At 37.7% G+C, this 14,382-nt stretch carries 15 protein-coding genes and 1 rRNA gene; 5 read left to right on the top strand and 11 right to left on the bottom strand.

All coding sequences use genetic code 11. The annotated features are described in order from the left end of the window. Positions 1 to 23: 23 nt before the first annotated feature. Positions 24 to 281 (bottom strand): (2Fe-2S) ferredoxin domain-containing protein, encoded by a 258-nt coding sequence (locus BLS32_RS12035; protein WP_091395996.1) that lies wholly within the window; start codon positions 279 to 281, stop codon positions 24 to 26. Between the two features lie 236 nt (positions 282 to 517). Here BLS32_RS12035 and BLS32_RS12040 point away from each other — a divergent pair, with 236 nt between their 5' ends. Together BLS32_RS12040 and BLS32_RS12045 are read left to right on the top strand one after the other, a co-directional pair. Next, on the top strand, positions 518 to 1,594 hold the full coding sequence (locus tag BLS32_RS12040) for a DUF3810 domain-containing protein (protein WP_091395997.1): 1,077 nt from the start codon (positions 518 to 520) through the stop codon (positions 1,592 to 1,594). Between the two features lie 60 nt (positions 1,595 to 1,654). Beyond that, on the top strand, positions 1,655 to 2,329 hold the full coding sequence (locus BLS32_RS12045) for a hypothetical protein (protein WP_091396000.1): 675 nt from the start codon (positions 1,655 to 1,657) through the stop codon (positions 2,327 to 2,329). 66 nt (positions 2,330 to 2,395) lie between these two features. On the opposite strand, the gene BLS32_RS12050 is transcribed toward BLS32_RS12045, so the two are convergent. Beyond that, complete coding sequence (locus BLS32_RS12050) at positions 2,396 to 3,700, bottom strand: NAD(P)/FAD-dependent oxidoreductase (protein WP_091396003.1); 1,305 nt, start codon at positions 3,698 to 3,700, stop codon at positions 2,396 to 2,398. A 398-nt stretch (positions 3,701 to 4,098) separates the two neighbouring features. Between BLS32_RS12050 and BLS32_RS12055 the strand changes: the two genes are divergently transcribed. Then, positions 4,099 to 4,593 (top strand): RNA polymerase sigma factor, encoded by a 495-nt coding sequence (locus BLS32_RS12055; protein WP_091396005.1) that lies wholly within the window; start codon positions 4,099 to 4,101, stop codon positions 4,591 to 4,593. Positions 4,594 to 4,599: 6 nt separating this feature from the next. Continuing rightward, positions 4,600 to 5,238, top strand: coding sequence for a hypothetical protein (locus tag BLS32_RS12060; RefSeq protein WP_091396008.1), 639 nt, complete (start codon positions 4,600 to 4,602; stop codon positions 5,236 to 5,238). Positions 5,239 to 5,321: 83 nt separating this feature from the next. On the opposite strand, the gene BLS32_RS12065 is transcribed toward BLS32_RS12060, so the two are convergent. Both BLS32_RS12065 and BLS32_RS12070 read right to left on the bottom strand, forming a co-directional pair. Beyond that, complete coding sequence (locus BLS32_RS12065) at positions 5,322 to 6,125, bottom strand: lysophospholipid acyltransferase family protein (RefSeq protein ID WP_091396012.1); 804 nt, start codon at positions 6,123 to 6,125, stop codon at positions 5,322 to 5,324. A gap of 46 nt (positions 6,126 to 6,171) precedes the next feature. Further along, the gene (locus BLS32_RS12070; protein WP_091396015.1) at positions 6,172 to 6,810 is read right to left on the bottom strand and encodes an NUDIX hydrolase; all 639 of its coding nucleotides are present in this window, start codon (positions 6,808 to 6,810) and stop codon (positions 6,172 to 6,174) included. Between the two features lie 65 nt (positions 6,811 to 6,875). Between BLS32_RS12070 and BLS32_RS12075 the strand changes: the two genes are divergently transcribed. Further along, positions 6,876 to 7,310 (top strand): DUF4268 domain-containing protein, encoded by a 435-nt coding sequence (locus BLS32_RS12075; protein WP_091396018.1) that lies wholly within the window; start codon positions 6,876 to 6,878, stop codon positions 7,308 to 7,310. Between the two features lie 13 nt (positions 7,311 to 7,323). Here BLS32_RS12075 and BLS32_RS12080 read toward each other — a convergent pair whose 3' ends face one another. The 7 genes from BLS32_RS12080 to rrf all read right to left on the bottom strand — a co-directional run bounded on the left by BLS32_RS12080 (position 7,324) and on the right by rrf (position 14,272). After that, positions 7,324 to 7,872 (bottom strand): hypothetical protein, encoded by a 549-nt coding sequence (locus tag BLS32_RS12080; protein ID WP_091396021.1) that lies wholly within the window; start codon positions 7,870 to 7,872, stop codon positions 7,324 to 7,326. Between the two features lie 25 nt (positions 7,873 to 7,897). Beyond that, positions 7,898 to 8,248 (bottom strand): leucine-rich repeat domain-containing protein, encoded by a 351-nt coding sequence (locus tag BLS32_RS12085; RefSeq protein WP_091396024.1) that lies wholly within the window; start codon positions 8,246 to 8,248, stop codon positions 7,898 to 7,900. A gap of 11 nt (positions 8,249 to 8,259) precedes the next feature. Further along, a complete protein-coding gene (locus BLS32_RS12090) occupies positions 8,260 to 8,487 on the bottom strand; it encodes a hypothetical protein (RefSeq protein WP_091396027.1) in 228 nt (75 codons plus the stop codon). A 40-nt stretch (positions 8,488 to 8,527) separates the two neighbouring features. Beyond that, positions 8,528 to 10,216, bottom strand: coding sequence for a Kelch repeat-containing protein (locus tag BLS32_RS12095; RefSeq protein ID WP_170227565.1), 1,689 nt, complete (start codon positions 10,214 to 10,216; stop codon positions 8,528 to 8,530). Positions 10,217 to 10,622: 406 nt separating this feature from the next. Beyond that, the gene (locus BLS32_RS18755; protein ID WP_091396033.1) at positions 10,623 to 11,852 is read right to left on the bottom strand and encodes a UvrD-helicase domain-containing protein; all 1,230 of its coding nucleotides are present in this window, start codon (positions 11,850 to 11,852) and stop codon (positions 10,623 to 10,625) included. Further along, a complete protein-coding gene (locus BLS32_RS18760) occupies positions 11,785 to 13,296 on the bottom strand; it encodes a UvrD-helicase domain-containing protein (protein ID WP_091396037.1) in 1,512 nt (503 codons plus the stop codon). The genes BLS32_RS18755 and BLS32_RS18760 overlap by 68 nt, the downstream gene beginning before the upstream one ends. Positions 13,297 to 14,163: 867 nt before the next feature. Beyond that, positions 14,164 to 14,272 (bottom strand): 5S ribosomal RNA (gene rrf, locus BLS32_RS12115). Between the last annotated feature and the right edge of the window lie 110 nt (positions 14,273 to 14,382).

The following is a 14,382-nucleotide window of genomic DNA, read 5'->3' on the forward strand; positions in this document are numbered from 1 at the left end:
GTCAATTGTTGCATGATCGGAAATTATGCGATGTGTTTTTCGAAGAGTTTTTTTGCGTCTTTTTTAGAAATGTTCCCGACGCATTCTTTTTTGTGGATGCAGATTACCGGCGCTTGCTTGCACATGCCCTGGCAGTCCATTTTCTGGATAGCGACTTGATGTTTTAGTCCGGCTTCTTCTACCAGATCTTTGAAACATTCCTTGACTTCGCTGTTGTATTTGCAGCATTTTTTTCCGTCGCAGAGGTAAATGATTTTTTCTGGTTTTTTTGATTTGCCCATAGTGAAAAAGTAACATGCAAATTTAGTTTTTAATTCTTATTTATTCTAAATAGCCGGTTAGATTTTGAAAAAAATAATGAACATCCGCTACAATATTAAATATTTAGAAGAATTTTCTTAACCATTAAGGCATTAAGAAAATTAAGCTTGGCCTTAATAAACCTTAATTTCTTAATGGCTTAAATTATAGTGAAGCAAGCTGTTTGTTCTTATCTTTATACTTTCAAAATCTTCAAATGCTAAATAAAAAGAATATCCTTCCTGTTTTATTGCTGGTTCAAATTATCATTTTAAAAATTATTTCGTTTTTCCCGGAATGGATTGAGCGCATTTACAGCAATCGTTTCTATGTTTATATTTCTAATTTTTCAAGGATATTGTTTGGCTGGATTCCGTTTTCTGTAGGCGATTTGATTTATTTTATTGTTGGATTTTTTATTATCAGATGGATTTTCAGGAAGTTCAAAAACAGAAAATTGGATAAAAACCAAAACTGGAAAACCGTTTCGATGGAAATTTTGAGTTTTTTATCGGTATTTTATTTTTTGTTTCATTTGCTTTGGGCAACGAATTACCATCGCGTGCCATTGTTCGAAAAACTTCATATCCAGAAAGAATATTCAGATGCCGATCTATTGGATTTCACTAAAAAACTAATTGTCAAAACCAACGAAATCCACAGCAGAATTGTAAAGAACGACAGCCTGAAAGTTGTTTTTCCTTATGCACAGCAGCAGGTTTTTGCGGACAATATAAAAGGGTATTCTAATTTGTCAAAGCAATATTCTTTTTTCAAATATGAAAATAGCAGCATCAAAAAATCATTGATCAGCTTGCCGCTGACTTATATGGGATTTGCCGGATATTTAAATCCGTTTACAAATGAAGCGCAGGTAAACGATATGTTGCCAATGCCAAATTTCCCAACAACGGCCGCGCATGAAATGGCACACCAACTCGGTTATGCGTCGGAAAGCGAAGCAAATTTCATTGGCTATTTGGCTTCAATTAGAAATGACGATTTGTATTACCAATATTCCGGCTATTCATTCGCACTAAAATATTGCCTGAGAAACTGGAAGATCCGCGATGAAAAAGTATTGGAACAATTGCTGCCGACAATTCATCCCGGAATTTTAAAAAACTACGACGATTCCCAAAAATTCTGGGAGCAATATGAAACTTTCATTGAAACGGGATTCAAGATCTTCTATGACAATTTCCTCAAATTAAATCAGCAAAAAGACGGGCTGGACAGTTATAGCAAATTTGTAGACTTAATGGTGAATTACTATAAAACAGAAAAAGTTTAAGAATTTTAACAATACTTTTACAAAGCTTTCGTTATTTCAGAAACCAATTAAACTGTAATTATGAAACCAAAAATTTTTGGAATTGCAATACTATTTGCATTTTCAACAAGCGTTACTTCATGCAATGACAACGATGACGAAGTACAGATTCAGGAAGCAGCAACCCCTTTTTTTAATTTGAAGACCGGAAACAAGTGGGTTTACAAAAAATATCAAAATAGTGAAAGCGAGCCTACTGTTTTTACATTTTCAGGAATTACTGATAATGTAGAAATCGTTGGCGAAATTGTTGTGAACGGCCTGACATTTTCAAAAGTCCATCACACGCACAGAAGCATTCCGCAAGAAGCAGAATATGAATATTGGCGGGTAAATAATCTGGGACACCTCATTGTTCTCAATATAGAAGAAATTTCGCAAGACGTAACTGAAGAAATGGGCGCAACGTTTCATCCCGGAACAGATATCGCTTATCAAAGTACGATTACGAAGGATTTTTTCACCATTTATTACCATGTTACTCCTGAAATCAACCTGATAGTAGAAGGTAAAAACTATACGGTTTTGCCTTATAAAGGAGACATTACTCCTGCTGGAAGCCCAACAGGCACTGTAACAAAAACTGTAGAATACAATTTCCAAAAAGGAATTGGATTGGTTAAGGGCGTTGGTCATGTTGTAACTGGAAACTACAGTTGGGAAGACAGGCTCGTTTCTTATGATTTAGTAGAATAAGACATTTTTAAAAATAAAAAAAGGGTTGATTTTCTGTAGTAAAAATCAACCCTTTTTTTTTAAATATCAAATCTCATCAGTCGTAAAACTCGTAAAGCTTTTCTTTTTATAAGGCCGGATGATGAGTCTTCCTTCGCGGTCAAAGCGTACGTAATTGTAGGCCCAATTCAGGAAAACGACCATTTTGTTTTTGAATCCGATCAGGGAAATCAGGTGTACGAACATCCAGACAAACCACGCAAAAACGCCGTGAAAATGGTAATGTGGCAAATCGACTACGGCTTTGTTGCGCCCGATCGTGGCCATCGAACCTTTGTCGTTGTAATCAAACGGCTTCATTTTTTCGTTTCTGATCTTGCGGATGATATTTTCTCCAAGTAATTTTCCCTGCTGCATCGCCGGTTGCGCAAGCATCGGATGGCCGAGCGGATATTCTTTGGTTTCCATAAGCGCAATGTCGCCTATCGCAAAAATATTGTCGTAGCCCAAAACCTGGTTGAATTCGTTGACTCTAAAGCGTTCTACATTTTGCATTAATGATGAAGCCGCCAAACCTTCGATGGCATTTCCCATGACTCCGGCAGTCCAGATCACAGTTGCCGTGTCGAATGTTTGTGCCGAATTTGTGGTGATGATTCGTCCGTCGTAACCGGTGACGCGAATGTTTTTGTTGACTTTGACACCCAGGTGATTCAGGTATTTTTCGGCTGCGGCAGATGATTTTTCGCTCATCGTATTTAGGATCCGGTCGCCGCTCTGAATTAAATTGATCTGCATTTTAGAAACGTCGAGATCTGGATAATCTTTTTGAAGGATCGCGTTTTTCATTTCTGCGAGCGCTCCGGCGAGTTCGACTCCGGTTGGGCCGCCGCCTACAAGGCAAAAGTTGATGAGTGAATTTCTTTCGGATTCGTCGTTAAGCAAAAGTGCCTGTTCAAAATTTTCGAGAATCAAACTGCGGATGTTTAGCGATTGCGGAATGGTTTTCATCGACATGGAGTTGCGTTCGATTTCGGTGTTTCCGAAGAAATTTGTTTTGGAACCTGTGGCCATGACAAGATAGTCGTAGGACAATTCCCCGATGTCTGCGATAACGGTATTGTGCAATTTATCAATATGGTTGACACTTCCGAGGCGGAAATAGAAGTTTTTATATTCCTGGACCACTTTTCTAATAGGATAAGCGATCGAGCCTGCTTCGAGTCCGCCGGTCGCGACCTGGTATAGTAAAGGCTGGAATGTGTGGTAATTGTGTTTGTCAATCAGGACCACCTGAACCGGCTGATTTTTGAGCTTTTGTGCGAGCGCGATTCCGGCAAAGCCGCCGCCGATAATGATAATTCTGGGTAAATTGGTTTTTGGGATGTTCATTGATGTATAATGTCAAAACGTCGAATGCCGAACGATTGGATTGTGGATGTAAGTTACGGATATAAGTTGAAAGTCGAAAGTGGAAAGAATTGGATTGCGGATAAAATTTTGGCATCGAAAGTCGAATGACGCATAATTGCCGAACTGAAGATCAGGAAACAAAGTGGTTATCTTCTCCGCACGCCCGTTTGACTTTCGACTTACTACAGCACCTATGAAAACGACTCTTGTAATTTAGCCCCGATTGCAGCGGAAATCCTTTTTTTTCGGAGCGCAGCGGAGTAAAAAGATTGCAGCGGAAAGCGGGACGAAACACGAATTGGTAACCAGATCTTTGTGCTTCTTAAAAATAAAAGGTACTTTGTAACAAATTTCGCCCGGCGAACACTAACGCATGTATGGATCCTGAATTAGAGCAATTATTTGTGAAGCAACTCAAGGAAAACCAGAATATCATCCACAAGATTTGTAGGCTGTATACTTCTGGGGAGGACGCGCATAAGGATTTGTTTCAGGAGATTACGATTCAGCTTTGGAAGGCTTTTCCGAAGTTTCGGGGCGACAGCAAATTTTCTACATGGGCATACCGCGTGGCGTTGAATACAGCGATTACGTTGTATCGGAAAAGCACGCGATCAGTGCAGACTTCGTCGTTTGACACGACCAATCATTTTATCAAGCAGGAAGAATACAATTATGAGGAAGAAGAGCAGATTAAACTGATGTATGATGCGGTTTATCAGCTTAATGACATTGAAAAAGCATTGGTTTTTATGTACTTGGAAGATAAGGATTACCAGGAAATTTCGGAAACTTTAGGGATTAGCGAGGTGAATGCGCGGGTGAAAATGAACAGAATCAAGACAAAACTGAAAAAAATACTAAATCCTTAGGCGATTATGGAAGAGTTGGATTTATTGAAAAAAGACTGGAACAAAAGAAATTCTTTTGAGCAGGTTACGGAGCATGAGATTTACAAGATGCGGCATAAAACGTCGTCGTCTATTGTAAAATGGCTGTTGGCGATCAGCATTATTGAGTTTAGTTTCTGGATCTTGCTGACTTTGATATTGAATGATGAAAAATACCAGGTGAAATTGCACCGTTACGGGATTGAGGATTGTATGTTTTGGGTGAATGCGATAAATTATGCGGTTTTGGTGTTGTTCATTTTCTTTTTTTATAAGAATTACAGGACGATTTCAACGACCGATTCGACGCGGCAATTGATGGGAAATATTCTAAAAACCCGGAAAACCGTTCAGTATTATATCTGGTACAACCTTGGAATTGTAACAGTCAATATTATTCTTTCGATATTGATGCTGTTTTACCACAACGCTCAGATGCAATCGCTCATGGAAGACGCAACTGCAAAAGGCCACAAAGAAATTTTCATATTGATGTGCAGCGGAATTTCGCTGGTATTTATTGCCCTGATCATTGGAATTTTCTGGTTGTTTTACCGATTGTTGTATGGTATTTTACTGAAAAAATTATTTGTGAATTATAAGGAGTTGAAGAAGATCGATTTGTAGTTTGCCGATTTTATGAACGTTGTGTAATAAAAAAACGTCCGAAATTATCGGACGTTTTTTTATTACACATTTCTTTGAGAATCTTAATATTCCCACTTCCGAAGCGTGTTCAGCTTTTCCTGTTCTTCGCGTTCTTCTGCCGGGATGACTTTTAAAAATGATGGATGTTGTTCGATCGCATATTCTACTTTCTCTACAATTTGCTCAATCGTGTCGTTTTCGTAGTCGATTTCGAGTGGTTCTTTGATGATGAACGATTGTAAAATCCCTTTCTTTTTGAGGCGCAGCCCTTTTTTATCGAAAGAGCGCCGGAAGCCGTCGATAACGATGGGAACAACGATTGGTTTGTGTTGCTTGATGATGTGCGCGGTTCCTTTTCTGACGGGTTTAAACGATTTGGTCGTACCTTGCGGGAATGTAATTACCCAACCGTCTTCGAGTGCGATTTTGATATTTTCAGTATCGTTTGGATTCACTTCGCGCTGCACGTCCTGGCCTTTGGCGCGCCAGGTTCTTTCTACTGTAATCGCGCCGACATATGATAAAATTCGCGGAAGCAAACCTTCCTGCATCGTTTCCTTAGCGGCAACATAATAGATATTGAGTTTCGGCTGCCACAAATAACCGATGTTTTTGATGTTGTCTTCGCGCCCGCTTAAACTGGCATTAAATACATGAAACATCGCCACGACATCGGCAAAATAAGTCTGGTGGTTTGAAATGAAAAGAACATTTTTATCGGGTAAAGCGCGGATGATTTCCGAACCATCGATCTGCAATTGGTTAAACCCGTGATAGCGTCGGTGCGTGACGGCACCAAAAATACGGATCAGCCATTTTTTGATGAATAATATATGTCCAAAAGGATTTCTTTTGAATAATCCCATAATTTTAAAGTCGAAAATTTAATCGCAAACATACAAAAACTTAACTTTAAAATACGCTTTTTAAAACATCTTTGAGTTCGCTGAGCATCATCGCGGTTGCGCCCCAAACGTAATGATCACCGATTTTAAATGTAGGAACTTCAATAGATTCGGAATACGATGTTGGCATAGATTGCACAACAATTGTAGCTTCATCCAGAAAAACATCAAGCGGCAATTCGATGATTGCAGCCACTTCGCGTTCGCTTGGCGTAAAATACAATTCGGTTTCAGAATAGCCTAAAAATGGATAGACGAGGAAATTGCTTGGCGGAATGTACACGCGTGAAAACGGCTTGATGATTTCGATGCTTTCTTTATCGACTCCGATCTCTTCTTCAGTTTCGCGAAGTGCAGTATATTCGAAGGAAAAATCATCGGGTTCGACCTTGCCTCCGGGAAATGCGATTTGTGAAGAATGCACGCCTTTGTAGGAATTTCGGACAATTAAAACCAAATGGCTTTGGTTGTTTTTAGGGTAAACCAACATCATCACTGCAGCTTTTCGCAATTGCAACGTGTCGATTTTGAGGTTCTTGACGATTTCCATGCGTTCGGGCGGCGCCATTTTAAAATGCGAAGTTTCCCCTGGCAAGGATTGTGTTAGTATTTTTGGGATATATTCCCGAAATTTGTCAAAATCCATAAGCGATTTGGGTTTTATCCGATAAAGATAATCCAAATTTGCCACATACAAATTTCACCAATTTCATGTACAGCCGCGAAGAAACACAACGATTAAAGAGGGAATTCTGGGTCTCATTTGCCGAAAAATATTCGCGAAAATGGATTTTATACGATACTAAAATCAAGGATTTCTCATTCAAATTTTTCGTCGACAACCGCAAAGCGCAGGTTTTGATTGACATTGAACACCGAAATGACGAAAAAAGGCTTCAATACTTTGAAAAAATTGAAGCACTAAAAGGAATTCTGGAGGAGGAATTTGTAAAAGACCTGGTTTTCGAAAAAGAGTTTTACCTTGAAAACGGCAAGACCATCAGCCGCATCTGGGTCGAAAAATTAGACGTGAGTGTCAGCAATAGAAAATACTGGGATGAAATTTTCGATTTCTTCAACGAGAAAATGCACGCACTTGAAATGTTTTACCTTGAATATGACGCGTTTATTAAGGATATTGAATAGGTTTTGGATTCATTCAAAAATTATAATCACCATTGCCATTTTGCTTTAAATTCCTGGGCTTATAATCCGGGAACATTTTTGCATCTATGTAAAATGCCAACATGGCGACAAGCAGTGAAAAAAACATGCCGGTCAAAAGCACAGCATCCAGTTCCTTAGATTGTGTCAATGTCTGAAAAGCCCCAATCAACGCGAACCCTCCGCAAAACCTATAAATTGCAGCATTGTATTTTATAATTTCATAAATAAAGAACAGCGACAAAAGCGGAAACAGCAATACTAAAATACCGGCAGATTTATGCATCCTGGAAATCAGCCCGATCATTGCAATCAGATTCGCCAAAAACCCTAAAGAGAGCACCACGACCAAAATAGTATTCAGTATTTTGTAGCGTTTTTTATCTTCAGGTTTCGGAGTTCCCGTAATCAGGAGTGCAATCGCTTTTTTATCTAAATAACTTTCCGACAATCCGGCATATATTTCCTGATCGGTTTTGCCTTGGTCTCTGCCTCCTGTGATTATTTTTACGGCTGTTTTTTTGTCAAGCTCTTTTTTGCCCATAGTGCAGTTATTTGATACGCAATCGTTAATATACCTTCGTGCCTTTTAATGCGGTTTTTAGATCTTCGAAATCGGCAGTTTCATAAAACCGCGTGCCGTCAAGATGGAGCTGTTTCAGGTTTTTAGGAAACAATCCCGGATTTAAGCATTTGATTTTTGTATCTCTAAAACCTAAATATTTTAAATGATGCATCTTATAAAACCAATCCGGCACTTTATCAAACGGGCAGTCTTCGATCCGAAAGGTTTTTAGTTTATCGAGTTTGATAACAGACTCCGGAATAACATCAATATCAGATCCGCGAATCATCAGGCATTTTAATGTTTTCACATCAGTGATCCATTCTGGAAACACCTGCAGCGGAACATTCAGCAACGATAATATCTTTATTTTTTTAGCTGTCCGATTTCTTCAGGCAATACAAATTCGAGTAAGTTGTAAATTTTAGAATCGGCCTGAATATCCAGTTTTTCCAGATTGACAAATTTCAGGAAAATCCCTCCTTTTCCAATTAGGTTTTCATTAAGATTCATCAGCTGCAATTCCCTGCAATTTTCAGGTTTTAAGAGTGCTTCTTCGAAAGATGAAAACTTGGTCTTTTTAAAAAGGTACATTTTATTGTGGATTCAGATTAAATCAATGCCAATGAGCCGCTTATTTTTTCACGACTTTAATTGCAACTGTTTTCCCTGTATTGGTTTGGCCGGTTACCATATAGATTCCGGGATTCAGTTCAGACATCTCTATGCCCGAATTCAATTGTTTTACCTGTAGTTTTTTTCCATCCACAGTATAAACCGATACGTTTTGAATGTCGCCATTAAAATGCAAAATGTCATTTACCGGATTCGGATATGCTGTCAATGCCCCGGCCGCGTTGAATTCGTCAGAAATTAAAACTCCTAAACCAGCTGCCTGGGTGCTGTTGATAACCGTCGATGAAAATTCCGTTTTATTTCCCCCGAAAACATACAAACTGTTGTTGTGGACAGCTGCAGCATGGTGCCTTCTTTCGAGATAATCCAAAGCAGTCATGGTCGTAAACGAACTGTTGGCCGTATCAAAAGCGCCTAAAAATGACTGCTCATAATAATCTCCCGAAACAAAAACCTTCGTTCCGCTCGTAGCAACAGCATTTGCAGAAACAGGCTGCGGCAATTGCGTATCCATCTCAGACCAAGAATTCGCAGCAATGTCATAACGGCTGATGTAAGGTGACGTAAAAGACGAGTAAATGCGCACATTATCAATCTGATAGGTGGTCGTTGCTTCCGGTGCATAACCGCCAATATATTTATAGGCGATCCTGAAATTATCCGGATAATCTTCCAATGAGATCGCATCCGAACTTGTAAAATTTACCGCATAACCGCTTGTTGTTCCACTGGCAATCCGTGCCGGAAGCAGGAATTTTGTTGAAGTCTCAATATTTCCCGTCCAGTTTGTAATGATATATGCCTGTAAAGTTGCACCATTGTTGTATCCGTCTTTGGTATTGAAACTCAGGAAAGTATTGGTGGTTTCAGTCGTTGCCGTTTTTGAATATGGAGGTGAAATCAGCCATGAAATATTTAAAGATTCCTGATTAATGGCATTGCTGTCAAAGGCAGAAATCTGGGCGTATTTATTCGTACCAAAATATTTTCCCTGAAAGAATTTCGTACCCACTTCAACGACATTGATCCAATCTGCAAGTACCAGATTTCCTGTGGTTTCAACGGTTTGGAAATTTTCAGTATACGCATCCGATTCGCTGTACCCACCAAAGACATACAATCTATTGCCTACTGCTTTTCCTGTGGTTTCAATTGACCTGCTCATAGCTGCAAGCGGTGTCCATTCATTCGAAACGGTATTGTATTTATATAAGGCATTTGAATAAAGCGCATGGTCATCTGCCACATTTCCGCCAAAAAAGTAAATATCCGTTCCATAAACTGCCGAACCTGCTCCCGAAACCGGAAAAGGGTTTGCCGCGCCATAAGTGACATTCCCGGTGGCTGTATCAATGATTTCAAGCTGGTTATTGTTCCCGCTTCCCGTTTTCCCATTAAAAAGATACAATTTTCCGTTTGCGATTTCGGCATTGCCATAACGCTTGGGAACTGTTGGAACGCTGGTTTCAAAAGCCGACCAGGTGTCGGTATCAAATTGGTATTTTTCGATCTGCGCCGTATTGGCATTGGTCGCAGAAAAACCGTTTGCTATAAACTCATAAATTCCGTTTGTCGCTGCCGATGATCCGCTACGGGCAGTTGCCATATCGGCTTTGCTTGTAAAAGTCAGGCTTTGTGAAAAGGCAGAAGAAATCCCTGCGATAAAAAATAGTAGCGTAATTTTCATGAACATATTTAAGGGTTTGTTTGAGTGGTTTTGTTTGCAATAATTCCGGCCAACTTACAACTTTTACAACAATAAATGTTAAAATCATAAATAGTTTTTTAACTGATTTCCCATTTTATATTTAACGCCCACAGCAAAAGTCTGATTTTAAAAATAAAGTATTATATTTTTTTTTAATGGCGTGCCACCGTTGCATAACGATTCATCAAACCCAAAACACATAACGGCAACGCTGTCGGGCTGTACGCGGTGCGCGGCACCTTGCTTCCATCCCTCACGCGGCTACTATAAAATTCAGCATTTCAGTTATTCATCAAACCCATCCCAATATCCATCATCGTGAAAAAACAACTTCCGACAATGCAAAGCAAGCACAATTCGCTGGCGGTTAACGGTTCAGGCATTGTCATTGCAACTTTATCGTGTTTGTACATTTAGGATAATTTGTACAACCTAAAAAATTACCAAACCTTCCACTTCTTTTTGTCATGAAACCGCTTCTGCAGCTTGAGCAAAGTATTGTTTTCTCTAAGATTTCTATATTATTAAATGTTTGATTACAACCTGGATAATGTGAACAACCTAAAAATTGATTGTTATTAAATGAATTATGCCTAATTAGAAGTTGCCCTGTTTTACAATACGGGCAATTCGTTTTGCTTGGTTTTTCATCGGTTACTGTAAACAAAAAGGCGTTGTCTGTTATCAATTCTTCTGCAAATAAAGAAGCATTATTCGGAATAAGTAGCACAACCTCGTTTTTCGTTCTTGTTAGTGCCACATAGAATAATCTTCGTTCTTCTGCAAAACGATATTTTTCATCATCGCTGAGTAGTAGCGACAACATCGGATCATCAGTCATTTTGTTGGGAAATCCAAGTAAATGATTTTTTAGGTTTAACACAATTACATTGTCTGCTTCTAAACCTTTTGATTTGTGTACAGTTATGTATTTGATGTCAACGTCTTCAAAGCCTTTTATTTCTAATTTGTCACTACGCTCGTGATACTTTATTTTGCTGTTTGGCGTGAGCTTGATAAATTCATTTATGTCAAAACTATGACGGCCTAAAACTAAAATAGGCTTGTTCCCATTTTTGTCTATTAGCCCTTGAATTTCATTTATGAGCGCCTCTTCGGCATTGTCCTGTGAATAATAAACAAAATTAATTGGGTTTTCCAAATGTTTTTTTTTAGATTTTGGATTCTTTTGGATTTGTTTTTTGTTTTTCTGAATGTAATTAGAAGTAATATCAATAAGTGATTGGGAATTGCGATACGTTTGTTCAATAAACAATTGCTCGTATGTACCAACATATTTTTCAAAGTTGCTAAACAACGAAATGTCGCTGCCAGCGAAACGATAAATGGACTGCCAATCGTCTCCAACGCAAATCAGTCTTGCGCCTGATAACTCCCGAATTTCTTTGATTAAATTAAATCGTGAATATGAAATGTCCTGATATTCGTCAATGATAATATGCTGATAAGTGTATTGCGGTTTGTTTTCTTTTATGAGGTCAGTTGCCTGATTTATCATGTCGTTAAAATCTATTTCGCTTAGATCTTTAAGGGTATGGTCGTATTTTTTCAGAATTTGAAGCGCGAACTTTAAAAAAAATTTCTTGCCTTTCAAGCATAAACCCGTTATAGGCTTTATTTTTATCTGAAAATAAGGATGTTATTGAATCGTAGTTTAATTGTCTTGATTTGCTGAGGTTGATAAATGCTTCAATCAGTTTTGTAATTTCTTTTCCAAAATTTTTATCATTGTCCGTAACTTTTGTGTAGATACTTTTTGCATCTCTCGGCTGGAAAATTACGTTTTCGTTTTGCAACATTTCTTTTAGCTTGTCAAGCAAAACGTTATTGCGATTGTAATAGGAATATGTTTCTAAAAGTCTGGTATTGTGCATTTTGTGCACTTTTCTTTTTAACTCCATTTCCTCGACATATTCCTTCTCCTTAAATGACGTAAGCCATTTTGCACGATTGTTTTCGTCAACGCCAAAATGTTCTAAATAAATGTCGTAATCTTTTAGGTAAAAATCGGGGCGATACATTGTATTGCCGAAAGGATATGGTTTTTCATATAAGTATGCAATGCCATTCAAATACAAAAAATTGGCGATAATAAGTTCTTCAACACTTTTTACTTTTTCGCCTTGTATGGTGTCTAATGATGCTTTTGCTACTTTGTTTAACGGTTCAGGCTCGCATTTAGATTTTAAAGTCTGAAAATCGATACCTTTCTCAGTATCTAATTTCTCGCCAAGCGAATCATAACTTCCATATTCTTCCGGAATATTCATATAACACGCAACATACACGATGTACGCTTCTAACGCTTCTGCATCGTTAAAGATTTCTTTCTCTAAATATGCTTTGACAACGTTGCTTAATGTGTTTGCATTTGCAACGGCAGGAACGTTTGAATTGTATTTTTTTATGGTATCGTATCCAAGTTTATGGAAAGTGGTTGCTCGTGCGCCAAGTCCGATATTTTTTAGCATTTCATTTAATTCATCGACAGTTTTTTTAGTAAATGATAAAAGTAAAATGGATTCTGGTTTTATATTTTTTTTTTCAATTAGGTATTTTAATTTGCCAAGAATGGTTAAGGTTTTCCCCGAACCCGCACCAGCAATAATTAAGTTTGAATATTCGTCCGTTATTAATGCGGTTCGTTGTTGGTCGTCAAGTTTTTTACCTTCAATGTCGTCAAAATAGTGATTTAGTTTTTCTTTTTGAGATAGAACGTAGTTTTTGTTGTAGTTTATAATGTAGTTGTCAAAGTGTTGAAAGATGTCATTAAAATTTTTTACAATTTCTTCTTTTTTATAAAAATTAGATTTGTGTTTAAAGTATTGTCCAACAGTAGAAAACCGTGCTTTTATTTGATCGCGTTGAACCCAAGTAACATAGTCGTCAAATTTTTGTATCTCGTCGAAAAACGAAGAAATTTGTTGTAAATTAGTTAGGTAAGTCGTGTCGTTATATTTTTTATTTTCTACCAATTGTCGGTAAAACATTAGAATACTAATCATTATAGCAGCAATGATAATCAGAGTTAATATCATATTTACATCGTATATTTTTGAGGTTTGATCACGATTTATGACAGTCGTTCTTGCCCGTCCACTAACTCAAAACAAGCGCTATTCGTTTATAGGCAGTTATCCGTTCGGTTGAATGTGCTACTATTTATTTTCAATAATGCTTACTAGAGCTAGCTTTTGCTTTCAGTTCTAAATAAATACAATAGTGTTTTATGCTGTTTTTTATTGCCAATAACTTTACATCCAAAATATTTATTTTCAGTAATTATAAAATATTTGGTAACTTTCGAATGTTTCATATCGCTTAATTCTTTTAAACCTTTTCACCCCAAATCTTTAAAAAGTCAACAGCTTTGTTAGTTGGTTTACAGCATATAACCAAGTTGCTAAATGATTTTACAAAAAGTGCATATAGGATAAAACATGGCAACAATTATTTGATTTTTATAATTGCTAGATTCAATATCTTAATGCAACAAAGGTCAATTTTTAAGTTACTAATTTAACCTAAAAGTTTGATATTTAATGTTTTCCAATTTTAATTTCATCGTCTCATTTGAAAGTTTTGTATCCAAGTACTTTTCTAGGCCTGTTATTTGGTTGTTTTGAGCGTTTTTAAACTGATTACTATTTGTTCCACTGAAGTCTGTCGCTTCCCCGATCGCTTGGATTTCCAATCCGTGCGCCATCAACTGAAAAGCAAAAATATCCGTATCAAAAAGACAGGGAATATATAAAAACAAAAACCCCCGTTCGTTAGAACAGGGTTTTCAAAAGACCTGATGGTTTTAGCCCGAATTGAGCGAAGCTAAATGGGACGAATCGAAGGGCGAACACGTGGTTCCAATAAAAACAAAAAGCCTGTCTTTTCAGACAGGCTTCTCTAAAGAAAGGCGACGACATACTCTCCCACAAATTGCAGTACCATCTGCGCAGGCGGGCTTAACTTCTCTGTTCGGGATGGGAAGAGGTGAGCCCCGCCGCAATAACCACCTTAAGTCGTTAGTTGCTTTGGGCAACTTGTTTGCAGTTTTGCTTTTAAAAAAGCCAAATACAAACTAATATTATCAACACACTGGGATAAAGAAATTTTTTAATAAAGAAAGA

It is taken from the genome of Flavobacterium noncentrifugens (genome assembly GCF_900100375.1).
Lineage (GTDB): Bacteria > Bacteroidota > Bacteroidia > Flavobacteriales > Flavobacteriaceae > Flavobacterium > Flavobacterium noncentrifugens.

What these genes read in the sequence shown, in the direction of transcription:
- BLS32_RS12075 (WP_091396018.1), top strand. Translation starts at nt 6,876, where the DNA reads ATGTACAGCCGCGAAGAAACACAACGATTAAAGAGGGAATTCTGGGTC.
- BLS32_RS12065 (WP_091396012.1), bottom strand. Translation starts at nt 6,125, where the DNA reads ATGGGATTATTCAAAAGAAATCCTTTTGGACATATATTATTCATCAAA.
- BLS32_RS12090 (WP_091396027.1), bottom strand. Translation starts at nt 8,487, where the DNA reads ATGTACCTTTTTAAAAAGACCAAGTTTTCATCTTTCGAAGAAGCACTC.
- BLS32_RS12045 (WP_091396000.1), top strand. Translation starts at nt 1,655, where the DNA reads ATGAAACCAAAAATTTTTGGAATTGCAATACTATTTGCATTTTCAACA.
- BLS32_RS18760 (WP_091396037.1), bottom strand. Translation starts at nt 13,296, where the DNA reads ATGATATTAACTCTGATTATCATTGCTGCTATAATGATTAGTATTCTA.
- BLS32_RS12070 (WP_091396015.1), bottom strand. Translation starts at nt 6,810, where the DNA reads ATGGATTTTGACAAATTTCGGGAATATATCCCAAAAATACTAACACAA.
- BLS32_RS12095 (WP_170227565.1), bottom strand. Translation starts at nt 10,216, where the DNA reads ATGAAAATTACGCTACTATTTTTTATCGCAGGGATTTCTTCTGCCTTT.
- BLS32_RS12080 (WP_091396021.1), bottom strand. Translation starts at nt 7,872, where the DNA reads ATGGGCAAAAAAGAGCTTGACAAAAAAACAGCCGTAAAAATAATCACA.
- BLS32_RS12055 (WP_091396005.1), top strand. Translation starts at nt 4,099, where the DNA reads ATGGATCCTGAATTAGAGCAATTATTTGTGAAGCAACTCAAGGAAAAC.
- BLS32_RS12060 (WP_091396008.1), top strand. Translation starts at nt 4,600, where the DNA reads ATGGAAGAGTTGGATTTATTGAAAAAAGACTGGAACAAAAGAAATTCT.
- BLS32_RS12050 (WP_091396003.1), bottom strand. Translation starts at nt 3,700, where the DNA reads ATGAACATCCCAAAAACCAATTTACCCAGAATTATCATTATCGGCGGC.
- BLS32_RS12040 (WP_091395997.1), top strand. Translation starts at nt 518, where the DNA reads ATGCTAAATAAAAAGAATATCCTTCCTGTTTTATTGCTGGTTCAAATT.
- BLS32_RS12035 (WP_091395996.1), bottom strand. Translation starts at nt 281, where the DNA reads ATGGGCAAATCAAAAAAACCAGAAAAAATCATTTACCTCTGCGACGGA.